This is a genomic window from Amycolatopsis thermalba (assembly GCF_023376025.1).
Lineage (GTDB): Bacteria > Actinomycetota > Actinomycetes > Mycobacteriales > Pseudonocardiaceae > Amycolatopsis_E > Amycolatopsis_E thermalba.
Window position 1 is genome coordinate 5,358,617 of record NZ_CP091196.1, and the last position, 16,980, is coordinate 5,375,596.

Below are 16,980 nucleotides of genomic sequence, written 5' to 3' on the forward strand. Positions count from 1 at the left end.
TGTGTTCGCCGTGACCAGTCCTGTGCGTGTTCCGGCCGACGTCGACCGTCCGGACCGGGTGCTGGGTCCGCTGACCGCCCGGCAACTGGCGATCCTCGCCGGCGCCGGAGCGCTGCTGTATGGCCTCTACTCGCTGACCCGGGCGGTGGTGCCGCTGGCGGTGTTCCTCCTCGTGGCGGTTCCGGCCGGGATCGCGGTCACCGTGCTGGCGCTCGGGCAGCGTGACGGGCTCCCGCTGGACAAGCTCGCCCTCGCCGCGATCCGCCAGCACCTCGCCCCGCGGCACCGGGTTGCCGCCCCCGAGGGCGTGTGCCCGGCACCCGCCTGGCTCACCGCGCAGCAGGCGAAGGGGCGCGTGGAGGCGGTGTCTCCGGCGCCGCTCGAGCTCCCAGCAAGCGGGGTCGCCGACAGCGGCGCGCAGGCCGGGATCGTCGACCTCGGCAGCGACGGGCTCGCAATCATCGCGGTGTGCTCGACCGTCAACTTCAGCCTGCGCACCCCCGCCGAGCAGGAAGCGCTCGTCTCCTCCTTCGCCCGCTACCTGCACAGCCTGACCGCGCCGGTGCAGATCCTCGTCCGCGCCGAACGACTCGACCTCGCACCCCAGATCGCGCAACTGCGCGCCCGCGCGGGCGGGCTCCCCCACCCGGCGCTGGAGACGGCCGCGCGGGATCACGCCGACTACCTCGCCCAGCTGACCGCGCAGACCGAGCTGCTGCGCCGCCAGGTGCTGCTCGTGCTGCGCGAACCCCTGCACACTCACCCCGCGCCCGCATCAAACGCGCTGCCCTGGCGCCGCCGTCGCGCCACGGAGCAGGCGGTGGATGTGGGTGTGCGGCTGGCGGCCGAGCAACGGCTGGTGCGCCGCCTCGGCGAGGCGAGCGAGCTGCTGTCGGCGGCCGGGATCGTCGTCGCCCCGCTCGACGCCGCGGCGGCGACCGGGGTGCTGGCGTCGGCCTGCAACCCCGACACCTTCCTCCCGCCCTCGGCCGCGCTCGCCGCTGCCGACGAGGTCGTCACCGCCAGCACCACCTTCACCGACCTCTACGCCCCCGATGAAGCCGCGGTGCGGCCGCGACGCGAGGGACAGGCCGGGCCGTGGCTGTCCGACGACGAGGACTGGGACTACGACGACGACATCGAAAGCAGGTAACACCATGGCGCGCACCAGGCATCAGTTCCGGTCTGGGTCGGCGGGGGCGTTCACCCCGGACTCGTTGTCGGTGGCCGCCCGGCATCTGGAGGTCGGCAACGAGTTCGTCGCCAGCTTCGGCGTCACCGGCTATCCCCAGGAGGTCTATCCCGGGTGGCTCGCGCCGCTGCTGACCTACCCCGCCCGGCTGGACGTGTCCGTGCACATCCAGCCGGTCGACCCGGCCACCGCCGCCAGCGGTCTGCGCAAGCAACGCGCCCGGCTGGAATCCTCCCGCCGGCACAACGCCCGGCACGACCGGCTCGACGACCCGGACCTCGACGCCGCCGCCGAGGACGCCGCCAACCTGTCCCGCCGCATCGCCCGCGGCGACGGAAAACTGTTCCGCTTCGGCCTGTACCTGACGGTGCACGCCCCGGACGAGCACACCCTCGCCGAGGAAGTGTCGGCGCTGCGGTCGCTGTGCGCGTCGCTGCTGCTGGACGCCAAACCCGCGACCTACCGCGCTTTGCAGGGCTGGGTCTCCACCCTGCCACTCGGCCTGGACCCACTCGGGCTGAAGAGGACGTTCGACACCGCCGCAGTGTCGGCGGCCTACCCGTTCACCTCGCCGGACCTGCCGCCCACGGACCCGACCACGTCGGCGCCGTCCGGGGTGCTCTACGGCTACAACGTCGGCAGCTCCGGGCTGGTGCACTGGGACCGCTTCGCCTGCGACAACTACAACTCCGTCGTGCTCGGCCGCTCCGGCGCCGGCAAGTCCTACTTCGTCAAGCTCGAAACCCTGCGCAGCCTCTACCGCAACCTCAGCGACGACGGCGGCGGGTGGGTCTCCGACGGGGTGCAGGCGTTCGTCGTCGATCCCGAGGACGAGTACGCCCGCCTGGCCGCCCAGGTCGGCGGCACCTACGTGCACCTCGGGGCCGGTGGGGTGCGGCTCAACCCGTTCGACCTGCCCGTGCACACCGACGCCCGCGGACGGCGCACCGCCCCGCAGGACGCTCTCAACCGGCGCAGCCTCTTCCTGCACACCGTACTCGCCGTCCTGTTCGGCACGCCGGTCACCGCCGCCGAGCGGGCGGTGCTCGACCGCGCGATCACCGCCACCTACGCCCGCGCCGGGATCACCGGCGATGCCGCCCGCACCTGGACCCGCCCCGCTCCCCTGCTGCGCGACCTCCGGGACACCCTCGCCGCCTCCGGGGATCGCGGGGACGCGGTGGCCGGTGATCTGGCGGCCCGGTTGCACCCGTTCGTCGACGGCGCGTTCAGCGACCTGTTCGCCGGGCCCACCACCGCCACCCCGGACGGTCACCTCGTGGTGTTCTCCCTGCGCGACCTTCCCGACGAGCTGCGCGCGATCGGGACCCTGCTCGTGCTCGACGCGGTCTGGCGCCGGGTGTCCAACCCCGCGCATCGGCGGCCCCGGCTGGTCGTGGTCGACGAGGCGTGGCTGCTCATGCAACAACCCGAGGGCGCGCGTTTCCTGTTCCGCATGGCCAAGGCCGCCCGCAAACACTGGGCCGGGCTCACCGTCGCCACCCAGGACACCGCCGACGTGCTCGGCACCGATCTCGGCAAGGCCATCGTGTCCAACGCCGCCACCCAGGTCCTGCTGCGCCAAGCGCCGCAGGCCATCGACGAGATCGCCGACACCTTCGGCCTCTCCGCCGGCGAACGCCAGTTCCTGCTCTCCGCCGACCGCGGCCAGGGCCTGCTGTCCTCCGGCACGCAGCGGGTGGCGTTCCAGTCGCTGGCCTCGCCCACCGAGAACCTCCTCGTCACCACCGACCCCGCCGAACTCGCCCGCCTCGCCGACGACGACCCCGACGCCACCGACCACGGCCTCGCCGACACCTACATCGGCCTCGGCCCCGCCGACGACGGACTCGACGACACCGATCCCGCCTGACCCTGCGCCAGGTGTCCAGAAAGGAGGCCCGCCATGCCGGCGCCAGCGGTGCACAGCTGGGTGGGCGATTACCTGCGTGACCCCGGCGGCGCCACCGCCGATCTCCTGGCGGTCCTGCTGGACTGGGCGCTGATGTGGGGCCCGATCGTCCTTCCCACGCTGCTCGTGGCGGTGGCGGGGGCCCTCGTGGCACGGCGCTGGTGGCTGCGGCGCCGGCACGCCGCGCTGGAGGTCGACGCCCGCCGGATCACGGTGCTCGCCCCGCCCACCGTGGATCCCGCCGGCGGGGCCGCCGTCTGGTCCAACCTCGTCGGCCTCCTGCGCCCCGCCTGGCGGCGGTGGTGGGCCGGCCAGCCCCACCTCGCGCTGGAGTACGTGTTCGGCGAGCACGGCGTCACCGTGCAGTTCTGGGTCCCCGCCGTCATCCCGCCCAACCTGGTCGAACGGGCCGTCGAAGCCGCCTGGCCCGGCTCCCACACCCGCACCAGCCCCGCCACCGCCCCCTTCCCCACCCCAGCGGCCGGGCGGCGGATCGTGGTGGGCGGGCAGCTGCGCCTCGCCCGCCCCGAATCGCTGCCGCTCCGCACCGACTTCGACGCCGACCCCATCCGCGGCCTGCTCGGCGCCCCGGTGGGGCTGGGCCGTGGCGAGCACGCCTGCGTACAGATCCTCGCCCGCCCGGTCACGGGCCGCCGTGTCGCCCGGGCCCGCCGCGCGGCCCGCCGGGTCCACCACAGCTCCCCCACCCGCCTCGGCGGCCGGATCCTCGACGCAATCACCCCCGGCGCGAACGCCACCCGGCGTGGCCGGACCCCGGATGCGCGGCGGATCAGCCAGGACCCGCAGCTGTCGCTGGAGTACTCCGCCCAGAACAAGGCCATCGTGGGCAAGCAGCGCGGCTCCCAGTACGAGACCCTCGTGCGCTACGCCGTCGCTACCGACCTCCCCGCCGACGCCCCGGATAAGCTGGTGCGCCAGGCCCGCGATGCTGCCCGCGGCCGGGCCCACGCGCTGGCCGCCGCGTTCGCCGCCTACACCGAACACAACCACTACACCCGCACCCGACTACGCCACCCCGCCCACGCCCTCGCCACCCGGCGGCTCGACCGCGGCGATCTGCTGTCGGTGCCCGAGCTCGCGGCGATCGCGCACCTGCCCACCGACGCCGAGATCCCCGGTGTCGAACGCGCCGGCGCCAAAGCCGTCGCCCCACCACCCGGCATCGCCACCCCCGGCCCGCAAGTCAAACCACTCGGCCGCGCCGACACCGGCCACGCCCGCCCGGTCGGGCTGCGGGTCGCCGACGCCCGCCACCACCTGCACGTCCTCGGCGCCACCGGCTCCGGCAAATCAACCCTGCTCGGCACCCTCGTCCTCGACGACACCACCCACCACCGGGGAGTCGTGGTCATCGACCCCAAGGGCGACCTCGTCACCGACATCCTCAACCGCCTGCCCCGCACCGCGGCGGACCGGGTGGTGCTCTTCGACGCCGACTCCCGCCACCGCCCACCCATCCTCAACCCCCTGGAGGGCGGCGAAACCGACCGCGAAGTCGACAACCTCGTCTCCGTTTTTCGCCGCGTGTACTCGGCGTTCTGGGGCCCGCGCACCGACGACCTGATGCGCGCCGCCTGCCTCACCCTGCGGGCCCAGGACGGCGTGCCCACCCTGGCCGACCTGCCCAAACTGCTCGCCAGCGAGGCATTCCGGGCCCGCATCACCACCGGCCTGACCGACCCCGTGCTGACCGGGTTCTGGCAGTGGTACGACGACCTCACCGACAGCTCCCGCAGCCAGGTGATTTCGCCGCTGATGAACAAACTGCGCGCGTTCCTGCTGCGCCCCTTCGTCAAAGAAGCGATCGCCGGAGGCCGCTCCACCGTGGACATGGGGCAGGTGCTCGACGAGGGCGGCATCTGCCTGGTCCGCATCCCCAAAGGCTCGCTGGGTGAGGAAACCACCCGCCTCGTCGGGTCGCTGGTGGTGGCCCGCACCTGGCAGGCCACCACCGCCCGCGCCCGCGTCCCGCAACGCCTGCGCCCCGACGCCAGCCTCGTGGTCGACGAGTGCCACAACTTCCTCAACCTTCCCTACCCACTGGAAGACATGCTGGCCGAAGCGCGGGGATTCCGGGTGGCGATGACCCTCGCCCACCAGCACCTCGGCCAGCTGCCCCGCGAACTCAAAGAAGGCATCTCCACCAACGCCCGCAGCAAAATCTTCTTCTCCGCCAGCCCCGAAGACGCCCGCGAACTCGCACGCCACACCACACCCCGGCTCTCCGACCACGACCTGTCCCACCTCGGCGCCTACCACGCCGCCGCCCGCCTGGTCGTCCACGGCGAAGAAACCGAACCCTTCACCCTCACCACCACACCCCTACCCGACCCGATCCCCGGACAGGCCCGCGAAATCCGCGCCGCACTGCGCGCCCAACGCCGCTCACACAACACCGGCGCACGCACACCCATCACCACGCGGACCCGGCCTGCCGCACGACCGGTGGCGCCGACCCGGCCGCGCAAGACCGACCCGCGCCGCACCCGCCCCTAACTCGGCACTTGTCCACACCCTGTTGATGACTCTGAGGGAACGCCTGTGATCACCATGACCACGCGTCAGCACACGCTGCGCGGACACCTGCCCGGGCACCGCAGCCCCCGCGCCGCCGGCTCGGTCGAGCACCAGGCCATGCTCGCCGCCCGGCTCACCGCCCGCGACCGGTGGATCCTGGCCCTGCTGCACGAACACCGGGTCCTGACCAGCAGCCAGATCCAGGACGCCGCGTTCCCCTCCGGCCGCTCCGCCCGGCAACGGCTGCGCGATCTCTACCTATGGCGGGCCGTGTCGCGGTTCCAGCCGTTCCGGCAACACGGCTCCGCCCCCATGCACTACGTCCTCGGGCCCGCCGGCGCCGCCGTCCTCGCCGCCGAGCACGGCCTGGAGGTCAAAGAACTCGGCTACCGCCACGACCGCGCCATGGGCATCGCCCACAACCAGCGCCTCGCCCACACAATCGGCGTCAACGACTTCTTCACCGCCCTGATCGCTCGCACCCGCGCCACCCGGGACGAGGCGCTGGTGGCGTGGTGGTCCGAAACACGCTGCGCCCGCCACTTCGGCGACCTCGTGATTCCCGACGGCTACGGTCGCTGGCGCACCACCGCCCGGGAGATCGAGTGGTTCCTCGAGTTCGACACCGGCACCGAATCCCTCACCAAGGTCGGCCGCAAACTCATCGGCTACGCGCGACTGGCCGACGCCACTGGCATCGCCACCCCCGTGCTCATCTGGCTGCCCACCACCCGCCGCGAAGCCGGCGCCCGCACCGCGCTTGCCCGCGTGCACGCCGACCTCGACAACCGTCACGCCGTCCCGGTCGCCACCGCCGCAGCCGACCAACTGAACCCGCGCACGGCGCAGCCGAGCCCCGCCGAGGCCGTGTGGCTGCCGCTGACCACCGCACGCGCCGACCGCGCCGGACCCCGCTACACCCTCGCCGAGCTGCCCGACGCCTGGCCCGGCCTCCCGCCACCGGCCGACCCCACCACCCCCGACGACGACGCCGACACCGCGGCCGCCACGCCCTACCGACTGCCACCGCCCAGCCCGATCCCGCCGCGCGCGACGCCGAACCGGCTCGCCCGCTAAGCCGACGCCAGCATCGACGGAAGGGAGCCGTGCCGGAACCATGGGAAGCAGACTCGCGGCCGGTGTCGCCGCCCTCGTCCTGGCCATCCCGCTGCTCCTCGCCGCCGGGATCGCCGGCGTCGTCAGCGCCCTCACCGGCAGCAGCGCCGCGGGCTCGCTGATCTGCACCCCGGACGGCACACCCACCGGGACGGTGCCCGGCTTCACGGCCGAGCAGATGGGCAACGCGGCCATCGTCGTGGCCGTCGGCAAACAGATGCGGGTGCCTGAGCAGGGCTGGGTCGTCGCGATCGCCGCCGCCATCCAGGAATCCGGGCTGCGCAACCTCGACTACGGCGACCGCGACAGCCTCGGCCTGTTCCAGCAACGCCCCTCGATGGGCTGGGGCACCCCTGCCCAGATCACCACACCGACCTACGCCGCGACCCAGTTCTACGAACACCTGCTCGCCACCCCGAACTGGCAAGCCATGAGCATCAACGCCGCCGCCCAAGCCGTCCAGCGCTCCGGCACCCCACACGCCTATGGACCACACGAAACCGACGCCCGCCGCATCGTCGCCGCCGTCGCCGGCATCCGCTGCGAACCGTCACCCGCCCTCGACGGCACCGGAGACTGCAACAACATCCAAGCCCCAACGCCAGCGGCACTGACCGCCATCAACTACGCCTGCGGCCAACGCGGACTGCCCTACATCTGGGGCGGTGACGGACCCGGCAGTGGCGATCGTGGATTCGACTGCTCGGGGTTGACCAAAGCCTCCTACGACGCCGCCGGAATCACCCTCCCCCGCACCGCCCACGCCCAATTCCACACCGGAACCCGCGTTCCCGCCGGATCCCCGCTACTCCCCGGCGACCTCGTCTTCTATGGCACCCCAGCCAACATCTCCCACGTCGCGCTCTACCTCGGCAACGGCAAGATGATCAACGCCCCAACCTTCGGCAGCCACGTCCAGATCGACACCTACCGCCACCCGAACGACAACTACGTCGGCGCCACACGGCCGTCATCAGACAACTAGGGAACGCAATCACGTTGCGTTGCGATCAGTCGTACTTGGTGGCGCGTTCCCGTAGCACGCTGAGAATGTCAGCCTGACAGCGCGTCTGGATGCGGTGCCGAGTGCCCTCTCGCATCTCCTTGATGAGCTTCGCAACGTTCGTAGCTTTCTCGAACTCGCCCCCTGCTGCAAAGAAGGCGCGCAGCCAGGTTTCAACATCGAGCGGATAGCCAGCGTCGGTGAACGCGCGCAGCAGCTGCACGACGGCACCCTTGCCGTTACCACTCGATAGCCCGTTGTACTGCTCACCAACCCAGCACTTCGCGGCCTCGAGTTGCACGGCATCCGGAGCCTCAAGCACGGACCCGGTGTGAAGATTCAGGGCGCCGACGCCATCGAGCCAGGCACGGACCATGTCTCGCGGTGACCACACGATGGCGAACATCTTCACGACAGAGTCCGCCGGGACGATTTCGCGAAGTAGATCGCAATCCCGCTCCTCATGGGGATGCATGACGACCAGCGGAGCCGTGAGCTGTTCGTCGCTGCGTCGGAGCCCGCTGAGGTCTGACAGGTCGATGACGTGCCGCTCGTCGGCACTAGGGGCAACGTAGGTCATGAATTGCGCGTCACCGCGGTGGTCCAGCTCGATCTTCTTCCGATCGGCCGTCGCGAAGACGTATGGTGGCCTCCCAGGCCACTCTCGAATCAGGGCACTCTGCTCTCCCATGGTGGTGCCGTACTGAGCCCAATCTTCACGAACCATGTACGCGAGTTCGGCCATGGGCCAAGTCTGCCGCAAATCTCGAACTTGAGGTTCGTGACCCGCCCGGCGGCGTCCTCATCAACTACAGTCGACCTCCCGTCCCGCCCGGTGGTTCAGCTCTGCCTCGGCCTCTCGGCGCGACAGCGCCCGGCCTCAGGCCAGACATCGATTGCCCTTGTCCAGTGATCGCACCAACGCGCTTTTACGACACCGGTCTTTTTGGACAATCGCTTGACATGGAGGCGGTGACGAAGCGTCCATAGTCGTGTAGCCCGAACCACCGGATGCGCACCGGCGGGCTACCGTCCCGGCCGGGGCATTCCCACCCAATTCCATCCCAGCGCACACCTGGAGTTCGTCATGTCCCGTAAGAACCCGCTTACCTCCGACACCGCGGAGCGCCACCTCCACGTCGCCGCCCACGGCCCCGATCAACAGCCCGCTGCAACAACCACTGACGGCAAAGTCCGCGCCGCATTGGCCGACAATCCCAGTCTCACCACGGCCGAGCTGGCGCTCGTGGCCGGGATCGGCCGTTCGACCGCCGGGAAGATCTTGGCCCGCTGGGACCGCGACGGTGTCGTGATTCGCACCCCTGGCGTCGGTCCGCGCGACCCCGACAAGTGGTCCCTCGCACCCTCGGACATCGCCATCGCGCCGGACGTCGAGCAGCCCGTCACCCCGGAAACGGCGCCCAGCACCGACTCGGAAACGGACAGTACCGACGATGCCGGGGACCCTGCTGAGGCCGCCGACGCGCCCCACGACGCGGCGACCCCAGCAGCGAACGACAGCACACCCGGCGACGATGCTCCCGCAGCGTTGCCCGAACCGCCGTCGGCCTGTCCTGCAGACAGTACGCACCCGGCCGAGCCGTTGGCGGAAGTCTCAACTACGGACGCGGAAACCGCCGACACCGCACCGACTGCCGAGAAGAGGTTGCCCAAGGGCGGACTACGTGCCCTGGTCGCGGAGTACCTCACCGAGCATGCGGGCCAGAGTTTTGGGCCCGCCAAGATCGGCAAGGACCTCGGCCGCTCTGGTGGTGCGGTCAACAACGCCCTGGAGAAGCTCACCGCCGACGGTTATGCGATCAAGACCTGCGAAGCGCCCAAGCGGTTCGCGATCAATCCGACCAAGACCGACGTCCCGCAGGAGGCCCGGGACACGGCGTAGGCCGAGCCCCATCCGGAACGCCGTGTGTGGTCGTCGCAGGTTGCTTAGGGCAGCCAGAGCGCGACTAGCATGGTCGGATGGAACCAGCCTGGGTGGCTGCGATCGCGGCCGGAATCAGCTCAGTCGTTGCATCTGTCAGCGCGGGCGCTGCCGTATGGTCGGCGCGTAACGGCAAACGAACTCTGGCACGGGCCGATGCCGACAGCCGTGCCCGCACCAGACCAATGGTTGCTGCCGAGTTGCGAGACGAGCCATATGCGCCCGCAACACAGCTGCTAGTGATCAAGAACTACGGGCCAACGATCGCGCGTAACGTCACAGTCACCTTCGACCCACCGCTCGGCGACCCTCCTCCGGAGCAAGAACACGAGAGCGTCGCTCCGTTCCTCAAGCGGCGCTACGCCAAACCGATTCCCGCCCTCGTTCCAGGTATGGAGCTGGACAACATCTACTACGACGGCACCACTGACGGGCGGGACAACCGGAACCCTTTTCCCGATCAGGTGACTGTAACGATCGAGCTGGACGCACCCGATGGTGAACGCTACGTCGACCGGTTCGAGCTGGACGTGAGCGTCATCCGAAACCGGACATTCGTCACTTCATCCACACATCCTGAGCAGAGGATGAAGCAGGCGGTCACGGCGCTGAAGAGGATCAACGAGTCGTTGTCTCGCATCGCTCGCGCGTTGCCCGCTGATCGCTATGCGGGTGCGCCACAGGAGTGGAGGGCGGAACTGGAGCGTCGCCTACTCGGTAAGCCGACAGAAGGCCCTCCGGCAGTCGACGAAGATCACGACGGTGCCACGAAGAGCTGACGCGGAGATACTGGCTGATCCCCGCGCCACGGTCCGATCCCGCTGAGGGCGTTGTCGGCACTGGTCGGCCTCCTGGCAGTAGCCGTGGAGCGCCGCACTATTTGGCCGCCATCCGCCCTGCTGGGCGATGGTTTCGCGCCGTGCGCCGAGTACCCGGTGAGCCGCAGCTCGAGCCCGGCCTGCGCGCCCAGTCGCGTGATGACGTCGCCGACCGCCTGGCTCGACATGCCGCCCCAGGACGCTGCCGCGGGCCGACGATCGCACCGGCCAGTCACCGGTCGATGGTGCTCGGTGCCCGGCCGAGCTTCTCGAGGTACACCTCGCACCCGAGGAGCGCGCCGAGACTGGCCGAGGTCTCGGGGATCCCAGCCCGGGGCGCGCACTCCTGCCACACCCTCCAGTCGGCCTCGTAGACGCACTTGGTGTTGGCCGGCCGCTTCGGCCTTTTCCATGTGCTCAGCCGCCAGCCGGCCCGCCTCGACGAAGCGTTCGGCAGCGGTCGCCCGCTCGCCAGAGGCGGTGGGTCGAGCGTGGCTACAGCCTGTTCCTGGCTCACGATGAGCTCACTTATCGTGAGCCACGATTCAGGCTGCCATAGCGCGAATGTGACCTCTCAGCTCCCGCAGATTCCGGAGCACAACTGCCCCTGGCGTCGTCCTCGCCTCGCCAGTCGTGAGGTGGTGCGCTAGGTCCTTCTCGATCACCACGGCGTCTGCGTAACCCGCAGCGCATGCGAGATACATGATGTCGTTCAGGTCGTTCCGTTTCCATAGGCGCTGCGGATTCCGGAGACGCTGGTACGTGATCTCCATGATTCGACCTACGAACGGCAAACCGGCGAACAGTTCAATCGTGCGCTCCGGCTGGAGCCAAGCCGAGAACTGCTGACGCGTCAGGCCCGCAAGGTGTGCCTCCGCCGAGATCTCCTGCATCAGATCGGCGGCCGTTCGTACCGCAGCAACGAGACGGATGTCCCTATCAGCAGGATGATCCCTCATGTACTCCGCAAGTTCCTGATACGACGCCGCCCATCCGCCGATGACCGCGTCGGCATGGTCTTGTTCGGCCGTGGTCATCGTCTCGGTCAAGAGAGTGGCTGCCCACGCATCGCGCCAGGAGCGAATCTCAACTTGACGCCGGGCCCATCCAGGCAGGTCAGAATCCTCCGCGTTGTAGGGCACGTACTCCTCCGCGAGGAAGGGAGTGCCCGGCTTCTGGCTGAAGACGTCATCGGCGCGGACAGCGTCGCTACTGGCTCCGCGAAGAGACCATGAGAGCTCGGCCCGGCGCACGTCGATCGGATGGCGCATATGCCACCCGTCGTACGCATCGAGCATGGCCTCCGCCAGCATCCTGCGTCGATTCGCTGCCCCCGCATGCGCGGTCTCCACCAGGTGCGCACTCGACAACGGCAGTCTGACATAGCCCTGGCGCACATACCGCCACAGCGCGTCCGCCGCGGCAAGCTCATCTTTGTTCAAGATCTTCTCGGGGGTGAACACCGAACGCGCCATCGTAACCCAGTGACATTGATCGAGATACACCGTCAACGGAGTCACGACCGACCAACCCTTCTGCAACCCGCAAACGTCCGATGTGGAACTGCTCGTCTCCGGAATCGTGATCGACGAGCACTGCGTTACGAGGCGCGCACGATAGCGGGGAAGGACGGCCAGACAGCCTGGAATGTCTCAAGTAAGTCAGAGCGTCGCTCCTCCTTACAAAACGTCGACCAAAACGCCTGGTTCGCCTTGCTCCACACGCCCGCAGTCAGGTCGAAGGTGGTGGGCAGCGGCAACGCCTGCTTGGACCGGTACACGCTGTACCAGCCCCGCCCCAGCCACCGTCAAGCAGCAGCTCTTTCCCGGTGCCGCTTTCGGTCGACGAAGGTTCAACGAGGTCCGCTGGTGCGGCAGCAAAGCCACAGCGTGGTCTCTCCCCACTCCCCGGTGCTGCTCGCGCTAGCTGGCGCCACAATCTACGAGATCGCCGAGAACACTCTCGTCGAGTTCGACGACGCGGTGCCGGTGCGGTTGACGCGCGGCTTTCTCGCCGCGCGCAGCGGTGCCTGCAACACCTCGTCGCTGGCGACTGAGCGTCCCCGGCCGATCAGTGAGCGCGGGCGAGCAGCTGTTCGAGGTTGTGGCGTGTGCTCGGACTGGTCTTCGGGAAAGCGGTCAAATAGGTCAGCATCTCCGGCGTGGCGCGTGGCGGAGCGTCGCCTGCCAAGACCGCGAGCGCGGCCTGGTGGCGGCGTCCCAGATCGGTGGCGAGCGGCGCGGCGATCGGGAACCATACGTCGTGGATCTCGTAGCGGCCATGGGCGTCGGGGAGGATGACGCGCGGCTCGGGTTCGGCTGCGAATCCCCACGGGTTGTCGTAGATGTGCAGGGCGTCGCCTTGCCAGTCGTAGTGGACCTGCGCGCCGCCGTAGATCGATTCCACGTGGATGCCGATCCACTGCGCCACGGATCGGCGGCACCGGAGGCCCGTCTCCCACCAGCAGCCCTCACTCTGCGGTTCGGGCCCGATCTCCGGAGATGTGATGACGGCGGGCGGGAGTTCACTGGCGGGGATTCCGGGGAACACGGCCTGATACGGCGAGGCGACCAGAACCTCGCCGGGCCGAAATGCGGGCAGCACAGTGCGCTCCTCCTTAGCTCGTGCGGGGCGCCTTCTGAACGAGGTGGAAGGTCCACTCGTCGCCGTCGATGCTGTAGTTGCCGTCGTGGTCGGGGTCGATGCGCCAGGGCAGGTAGTTGTCCAGGACGCGCAGGTGCTGGTGCACGTGGACGAGCGTGTGGCCGTCGAGGTAGACCTGCGGGTAGTCGTCGGGGGCGAGGTCGTGGTGAGTGGTGCAGAACGCGGCCACGGCTTCGGCGATCTCGGGCCGGAACACGGGGATCCAGGGCTGCTGCCGGGGGCGGGTGTCGATCCTCGCGGGGAACGCGCTCGCCGCCGCGTTGGCGGGGTTGCAGGTGACGAGGATTTCGCCGGGGCGTGGGGCGTGGCGAGTGGGATCACCCAGCACGGCCAGGTCGTGCTCGATTCGGGCGGCGGTGCGGGTCGGGGTGGACAGGAACCAGCGGCCGATGTCGGCCAGCGGGTAGCGGCCGCCCTCATCGGGTGGGATCTCGTGGCGTTGATGGGCGGCGTCACCGGTGAAGACGACGAGCAGGTCGTTTTCGAAGCGGGCCAGCGGATACCAGTCCGGGTCCGTCGGGTACACGAGGTTGAGCCACTCGCACAGTGCCTGCGCGACCTCGCGGCGCAGCCGGGGCCGCACCCACAGACCGTGGTGACGGCGAGGTTCGATGAGGGCGGGGAAGCTGAGCTGGTGGGGCCGGATGCGCGCGGCGGGCACGTGTTCGATCCAGTGCTCGCCGGCGGCGAGGTCGATGTCCGCGGACGAGCCGGCGGTGAGGGTGTTCATCGGGTGTCTCCTTCGGTGGTGATGGGGTCGGGCGAATCCAGCGGTAGGCCACCGGATCCCAGGTGGCGGTGGTGATCAGGCGGGTGAGGTCGGGCAGACCGGGGCCGAGCATCCAGCCGAACTCGGCGCATTCGGCTTCACCGGGCCACCGCCCGGTCCACACGTCCTGGAGGCAGCGGCAGGCCCCGTGACCGAGGCGCTGCAGTCCGGTGGCCAGACAGCGGGCCACGTCGCAGCCCTCGCGATGAGCTTGTCCGATTTCGGCGTGGCAGTCCGGGCAGCGCTCCTCGATCGGCGTCTCATCGGGGTGGGTCACGCCAAACTCCTGTGGTGTCGTGGTGGTTTCGCAGGAATTCGGCCCGCCGGCTGGCCTGCGAGATGAGGTAGGTCAGGTGGTGGTCAGCACCGCACGGGTGTGCCGGTCGGCCAGTACGGGGTGGGTGCGGTGGCGTTCGTCGTCGGCGAGGAGCACGCGTACGGCGAAGCGGGGCGGGTCGCCGTTGGGGTCGGTCCATCCGTAGAGGGCGGGCAGCATGGCAAGCGCCTGTACGACGGCGTCGGCGGCGAGGTCGCCGTCGAGTAAGCCAAAAACCTCGATCTCAAGCTCTACCGTGGTCTCGTGGGCGGTGATGGCGTACCGCAGGTGCGGTGGGAGTTGCGCGCGGAGCTCGACGAGCTGAGCGGATGCCGGTCCCGGCGACCACGGCAGGGTGAGGTCGGACAGGATGCTCAATCCCAGCTGGGACAGGTCGTGGCGGTGGGTCTCGCCCAGGAGCGGTCCGTAGCGGCGCCTCGTGGTGTCGGCGGCATAGATGCCGGTGTAGCCGCATGTGTCGCGACCGTGCGGAAACACCACCGGGGTGTCGCCCGGTCCGGGCGGGACGTACTCGCCCGCGCGCATCGACCAGCGCTGGCCTTGCCGGGCTGTCCACACGGTGTCCGTGTCGAAGGCATGGGTGTAGTCGGTGCCGTGGCTGGTGGGCCAGGGCCACGGCCACGGTCGGCCTCGGTGGGTGACCTCCCCGGCCTGGCCGACCTCGGCGGCGTGCAGGAAGGAGTTCACGAGGTCGGCGAACTCGTCCGCCGAGCGGGCCCGCCAGATCTGTTCGACACTCTGGCAGGCGCAGGCGCCGAGGTGGATCGATCCGATTCGCTCGGCGTCGGGTCCGCGCCCGAGGTAGAAGTCGTGGGTGGTCGAGCGGCTCATCACACACCTCCGGCGGTGTAGGAGGTCCGGTTGCGCGGCGGTTCGTAAGGGTTCGAGCGGGTCGTGGCCGGGTCGGGTGCCAGGTTCGGCGCGGGCCGGGCATCACATTCGGTGTCCTGGTCGCGCTCGGTGGCGCGGTCGAGGAGGTAGGCCGCCACGACGACTGGGGTCCAAGGTCCCGGCAGCATCACGGCCAGCACCGTCCACAGGAGCCGTTTCTTGTCTCGCATGGGTCTCCTTCCGTAGTGGTGTCAGGGTTGGTGCCACAGCACGCGGGCGTAGTCGGTGGATGGATCTCCGGGTGAGCGGAACACCGGGAGCGTGACCGCTGGCGGTGCGGCAGGGTCGCGTGCCCAGGCGGCGAGGTCGGGCGGGCCGCACCGCAGAGGCGGGCGCGGGTAGTCGGGGCCGAGGCGGTGCCAGCGGTCGCCGCCGCCCGCTGTCATGTGCACTCCGCCGCCAGGGCCGCCGAGGAAGGTGATGATCCAGTCGTTGCAGTGGCTGGTGTCCCAGTCCCACGGCCAACCGTGGCGGGGCGGGTGGCCCACCCCCAGGCGCTTGATGGGCCACATCATCAGCAGGTCCCGCACCGCCTCGCGGTAGCGCGGCAGGGCGAGCGCGGTCAGGACGGCGCGGCCGTGGTCGTCCTTGAGCAGGTTGTCGGGATGGCAGGCGAACTGCAGGGACCCGATCCACTCCGCCCTCGGGCCCGCCCCGAGGTAGAAGTCCGTGCGTGTCACCATCACTGCTCCCCCGTGCTGTGCCCGGTTTCCGCGGGTGGTGTCGGTGGCGGGACGAGCACGGGTCCGCCGAGGGCGAGGGTCAGGCGGCAGCCTGCGGACTCGCGGGCGTGGACGTCCCAGAAGCCCCGGTACAGGGCCTGGGTGCCGGGCGGGTTCCCGGTGTCGGGAAGTGTGGCGTGGCAGACGATCCAGCTGTCGCGGGCGAGTGCCTCCTGCACGAGCTGGTCGCGGTAGCCGGGCGGGAGGAACATCAGATTGCCGGGCCGGAAGATGCAGGTCGCGCACTTGGCGGTCAGCAGGCGCGGCAGGCCGCTGGCGTGGTCGCGGACGTCGCCGCACCGGGACGGTATGTCGCGCGCGTCGCGGATCATCGCTGCGTGCTCCGTGGTGCGTCCGCCAGTTCGGCGCGAAGGTCGGCCAGGGGGCGGTCGTCGCGGGCGCGGCGCCACAGGTACCAGCCGTTGACCGTGGTCGGTGTGGCGAGCCGGGTCGCCAGTGCGGACACGGCGGTCGGGAACAGCGGGGCGGAATCGGTGCCGTGCAGCAGCGCGCCGCCGTGGCCCACGGTCGCGGTGTGCCCGTTCCACACCACCTCCTCGCCGGGCGCGATCAGTCCGGCGTCGATCAGCTGGTCAAGCCCGTCCGGGTACGGTGGCATGCCGACGGACGAGGTGAACAGCCGCTGTCCGATCGCGCGCTCGGCCTCGTCGGCGAGGGCGCGCATCCAGGCCATGATCGTGGCGGCGCGGTAGTGCGGCCAGTGCCCGCTCATCGCGGGCAGGGTCTGCACGCTGTGCCAGCCGTACGCGGTCGCGATGAGGACCTCGACGTCGGCCTTGTCAGGGTCGTTGTTGGCGGGCGGGTGCAGCCGCACCACGACGTCGCCCTGGTGCAGGTCGGCGGAGGGCTGGGCGGGCAGCCACACCCCGGCCATCAGGTCGGTGGGCCGGGTGGACCAGGGCCGGCCGAGCCGGACGGTGGTGATCACGAGTGCCCACGCGTCGGCGGGGTTGCGCAGCGGCACCGAGTCCGGCGGTGCGGGCACGAGGGCGACGGCGTCGGCTGGCACGGTCGGGTCGCTCGGGTGCGGGTCGGTGGTCATGGCTGGCGTTTCC

16 protein-coding genes are annotated in these 16,980 nt (G+C 70.2%); 7 read left to right on the forward strand and 9 right to left on the reverse strand.

Going from position 1 to position 16,980, the window contains the following annotated elements:
- The first annotated feature begins 10 nt into the window (after window positions 1–10).
- The 5 genes from L1857_RS26015 to L1857_RS26035 are packed head-to-tail and all read left to right on the forward strand — an operon-like array spanning window position 11 to window position 7,743.
- Window positions 11–1,153 carry a PrgI family protein gene (locus L1857_RS26015; RefSeq protein ID WP_249466529.1) on the forward strand — a complete coding sequence of 381 codons (1,143 nt, stop codon included), beginning with the start codon at window positions 11–13 and terminating at the stop codon, window positions 1,151–1,153.
- 4 nt (window positions 1,154–1,157) lie between these two features.
- Window positions 1,158–3,065: a VirB4 family type IV secretion system protein gene (locus L1857_RS26020; protein WP_249466532.1), complete on the forward strand. Its 1,908-nt coding sequence runs from the start codon at window positions 1,158–1,160 to the stop codon at window positions 3,063–3,065.
- A 33-nt stretch (window positions 3,066–3,098) separates the two neighbouring features.
- The gene (locus L1857_RS26025) at window positions 3,099–5,621 is read left to right on the forward strand and encodes a DUF8128 domain-containing protein (RefSeq protein WP_249466536.1); all 2,523 of its coding nucleotides are present in this window, start codon (window positions 3,099–3,101) and stop codon (window positions 5,619–5,621) included.
- A 45-nt stretch (window positions 5,622–5,666) separates the two neighbouring features.
- Window positions 5,667–6,719 carry a replication-relaxation family protein gene (locus L1857_RS26030; RefSeq protein ID WP_249466539.1) on the forward strand — a complete coding sequence of 351 codons (1,053 nt, stop codon included), beginning with the start codon at window positions 5,667–5,669 and terminating at the stop codon, window positions 6,717–6,719.
- Between the two features lie 40 nt (window positions 6,720–6,759).
- Window positions 6,760–7,743, forward strand: coding sequence for a C40 family peptidase (locus L1857_RS26035; RefSeq protein WP_116111143.1), 984 nt, complete (start codon window positions 6,760–6,762; stop codon window positions 7,741–7,743).
- 25 nt (window positions 7,744–7,768) lie between these two features.
- On the opposite strand, the gene L1857_RS26040 is transcribed toward L1857_RS26035, so the two are convergent.
- Entirely contained in the window at window positions 7,769–8,506 is a 738-nt protein-coding gene (locus L1857_RS26040) for a hypothetical protein (protein WP_116111142.1), read from the reverse strand.
- Between the two features lie 342 nt (window positions 8,507–8,848).
- Between L1857_RS26040 and L1857_RS26045 the strand changes: the two genes are divergently transcribed.
- The gene (locus L1857_RS26045) at window positions 8,849–9,664 is read left to right on the forward strand and encodes a hypothetical protein (protein WP_116111141.1); all 816 of its coding nucleotides are present in this window, start codon (window positions 8,849–8,851) and stop codon (window positions 9,662–9,664) included.
- A 77-nt stretch (window positions 9,665–9,741) separates the two neighbouring features.
- Window positions 9,742–10,482 (forward strand): COG1361 family protein, encoded by a 741-nt coding sequence (locus tag L1857_RS26050; protein ID WP_162831087.1) that lies wholly within the window; start codon window positions 9,742–9,744, stop codon window positions 10,480–10,482.
- Window positions 10,483–11,066: 584 nt separating this feature from the next.
- Here the strand turns inward: L1857_RS26050 and L1857_RS26055 are convergent.
- From L1857_RS26055 to L1857_RS26090, 8 genes are all read right to left on the reverse strand, one after another.
- Complete coding sequence (locus L1857_RS26055) at window positions 11,067–12,041, reverse strand: hypothetical protein (RefSeq protein ID WP_162831086.1); 975 nt, start codon at window positions 12,039–12,041, stop codon at window positions 11,067–11,069.
- A 550-nt stretch (window positions 12,042–12,591) separates the two neighbouring features.
- Entirely contained in the window at window positions 12,592–13,125 is a 534-nt protein-coding gene (locus tag L1857_RS26060) for a hypothetical protein (protein WP_116111137.1), read from the reverse strand.
- Between the two features lie 13 nt (window positions 13,126–13,138).
- Window positions 13,139–13,915 (reverse strand): hypothetical protein, encoded by a 777-nt coding sequence (locus tag L1857_RS26065; RefSeq protein ID WP_162831085.1) that lies wholly within the window; start codon window positions 13,913–13,915, stop codon window positions 13,139–13,141.
- A 388-nt stretch (window positions 13,916–14,303) separates the two neighbouring features.
- Complete coding sequence (locus tag L1857_RS26070; RefSeq protein WP_116111135.1) at window positions 14,304–15,122, reverse strand: hypothetical protein; 819 nt, start codon at window positions 15,120–15,122, stop codon at window positions 14,304–14,306.
- A complete protein-coding gene (locus L1857_RS26075) occupies window positions 15,122–15,352 on the reverse strand; it encodes a hypothetical protein (protein ID WP_116111134.1) in 231 nt (76 codons plus the stop codon). The genes L1857_RS26070 and L1857_RS26075 overlap by 1 nt, the downstream gene beginning before the upstream one ends.
- Before the next feature lie 21 nt (window positions 15,353–15,373).
- The gene (locus tag L1857_RS26080) at window positions 15,374–15,865 is read right to left on the reverse strand and encodes a hypothetical protein (RefSeq protein WP_116111133.1); all 492 of its coding nucleotides are present in this window, start codon (window positions 15,863–15,865) and stop codon (window positions 15,374–15,376) included.
- Window positions 15,865–16,236 (reverse strand): hypothetical protein, encoded by a 372-nt coding sequence (locus L1857_RS26085; protein ID WP_116111132.1) that lies wholly within the window; start codon window positions 16,234–16,236, stop codon window positions 15,865–15,867. The genes L1857_RS26080 and L1857_RS26085 overlap by 1 nt, the downstream gene beginning before the upstream one ends.
- Window positions 16,233–16,967, reverse strand: coding sequence for a restriction system modified-DNA reader domain-containing protein (locus L1857_RS26090; protein WP_116111131.1), 735 nt, complete (start codon window positions 16,965–16,967; stop codon window positions 16,233–16,235). The genes L1857_RS26085 and L1857_RS26090 overlap by 4 nt, the downstream gene beginning before the upstream one ends.
- Window positions 16,968–16,980 lie beyond the last annotated feature (13 nt).

What these genes read in the sequence shown, in the direction of transcription:
- L1857_RS26045 (WP_116111141.1), top strand. Translation starts at nt 8,849, where the DNA reads ATGTCCCGTAAGAACCCGCTTACCTCCGACACCGCGGAGCGCCACCTC.
- L1857_RS26090 (WP_116111131.1), bottom strand. Translation starts at nt 16,967, where the DNA reads ATGACCACCGACCCGCACCCGAGCGACCCGACCGTGCCAGCCGACGCC.
- L1857_RS26020 (WP_249466532.1), top strand. Translation starts at nt 1,158, where the DNA reads ATGGCGCGCACCAGGCATCAGTTCCGGTCTGGGTCGGCGGGGGCGTTC.
- L1857_RS26025 (WP_249466536.1), top strand. Translation starts at nt 3,099, where the DNA reads ATGCCGGCGCCAGCGGTGCACAGCTGGGTGGGCGATTACCTGCGTGAC.
- L1857_RS26085 (WP_116111132.1), bottom strand. Translation starts at nt 16,236, where the DNA reads ATGATCCGCGACGCGCGCGACATACCGTCCCGGTGCGGCGACGTCCGC.
- L1857_RS26070 (WP_116111135.1), bottom strand. Translation starts at nt 15,122, where the DNA reads ATGAGCCGCTCGACCACCCACGACTTCTACCTCGGGCGCGGACCCGAC.
- L1857_RS26075 (WP_116111134.1), bottom strand. Translation starts at nt 15,352, where the DNA reads ATGCGAGACAAGAAACGGCTCCTGTGGACGGTGCTGGCCGTGATGCTG.
- L1857_RS26080 (WP_116111133.1), bottom strand. Translation starts at nt 15,865, where the DNA reads ATGGTGACACGCACGGACTTCTACCTCGGGGCGGGCCCGAGGGCGGAG.
- L1857_RS26065 (WP_162831085.1), bottom strand. Translation starts at nt 13,915, where the DNA reads ATGAACACCCTCACCGCCGGCTCGTCCGCGGACATCGACCTCGCCGCC.
- L1857_RS26035 (WP_116111143.1), top strand. Translation starts at nt 6,760, where the DNA reads ATGGGAAGCAGACTCGCGGCCGGTGTCGCCGCCCTCGTCCTGGCCATC.
- L1857_RS26050 (WP_162831087.1), top strand. Translation starts at nt 9,742, where the DNA reads ATGGAACCAGCCTGGGTGGCTGCGATCGCGGCCGGAATCAGCTCAGTC.
- L1857_RS26040 (WP_116111142.1), bottom strand. Translation starts at nt 8,506, where the DNA reads ATGGCCGAACTCGCGTACATGGTTCGTGAAGATTGGGCTCAGTACGGC.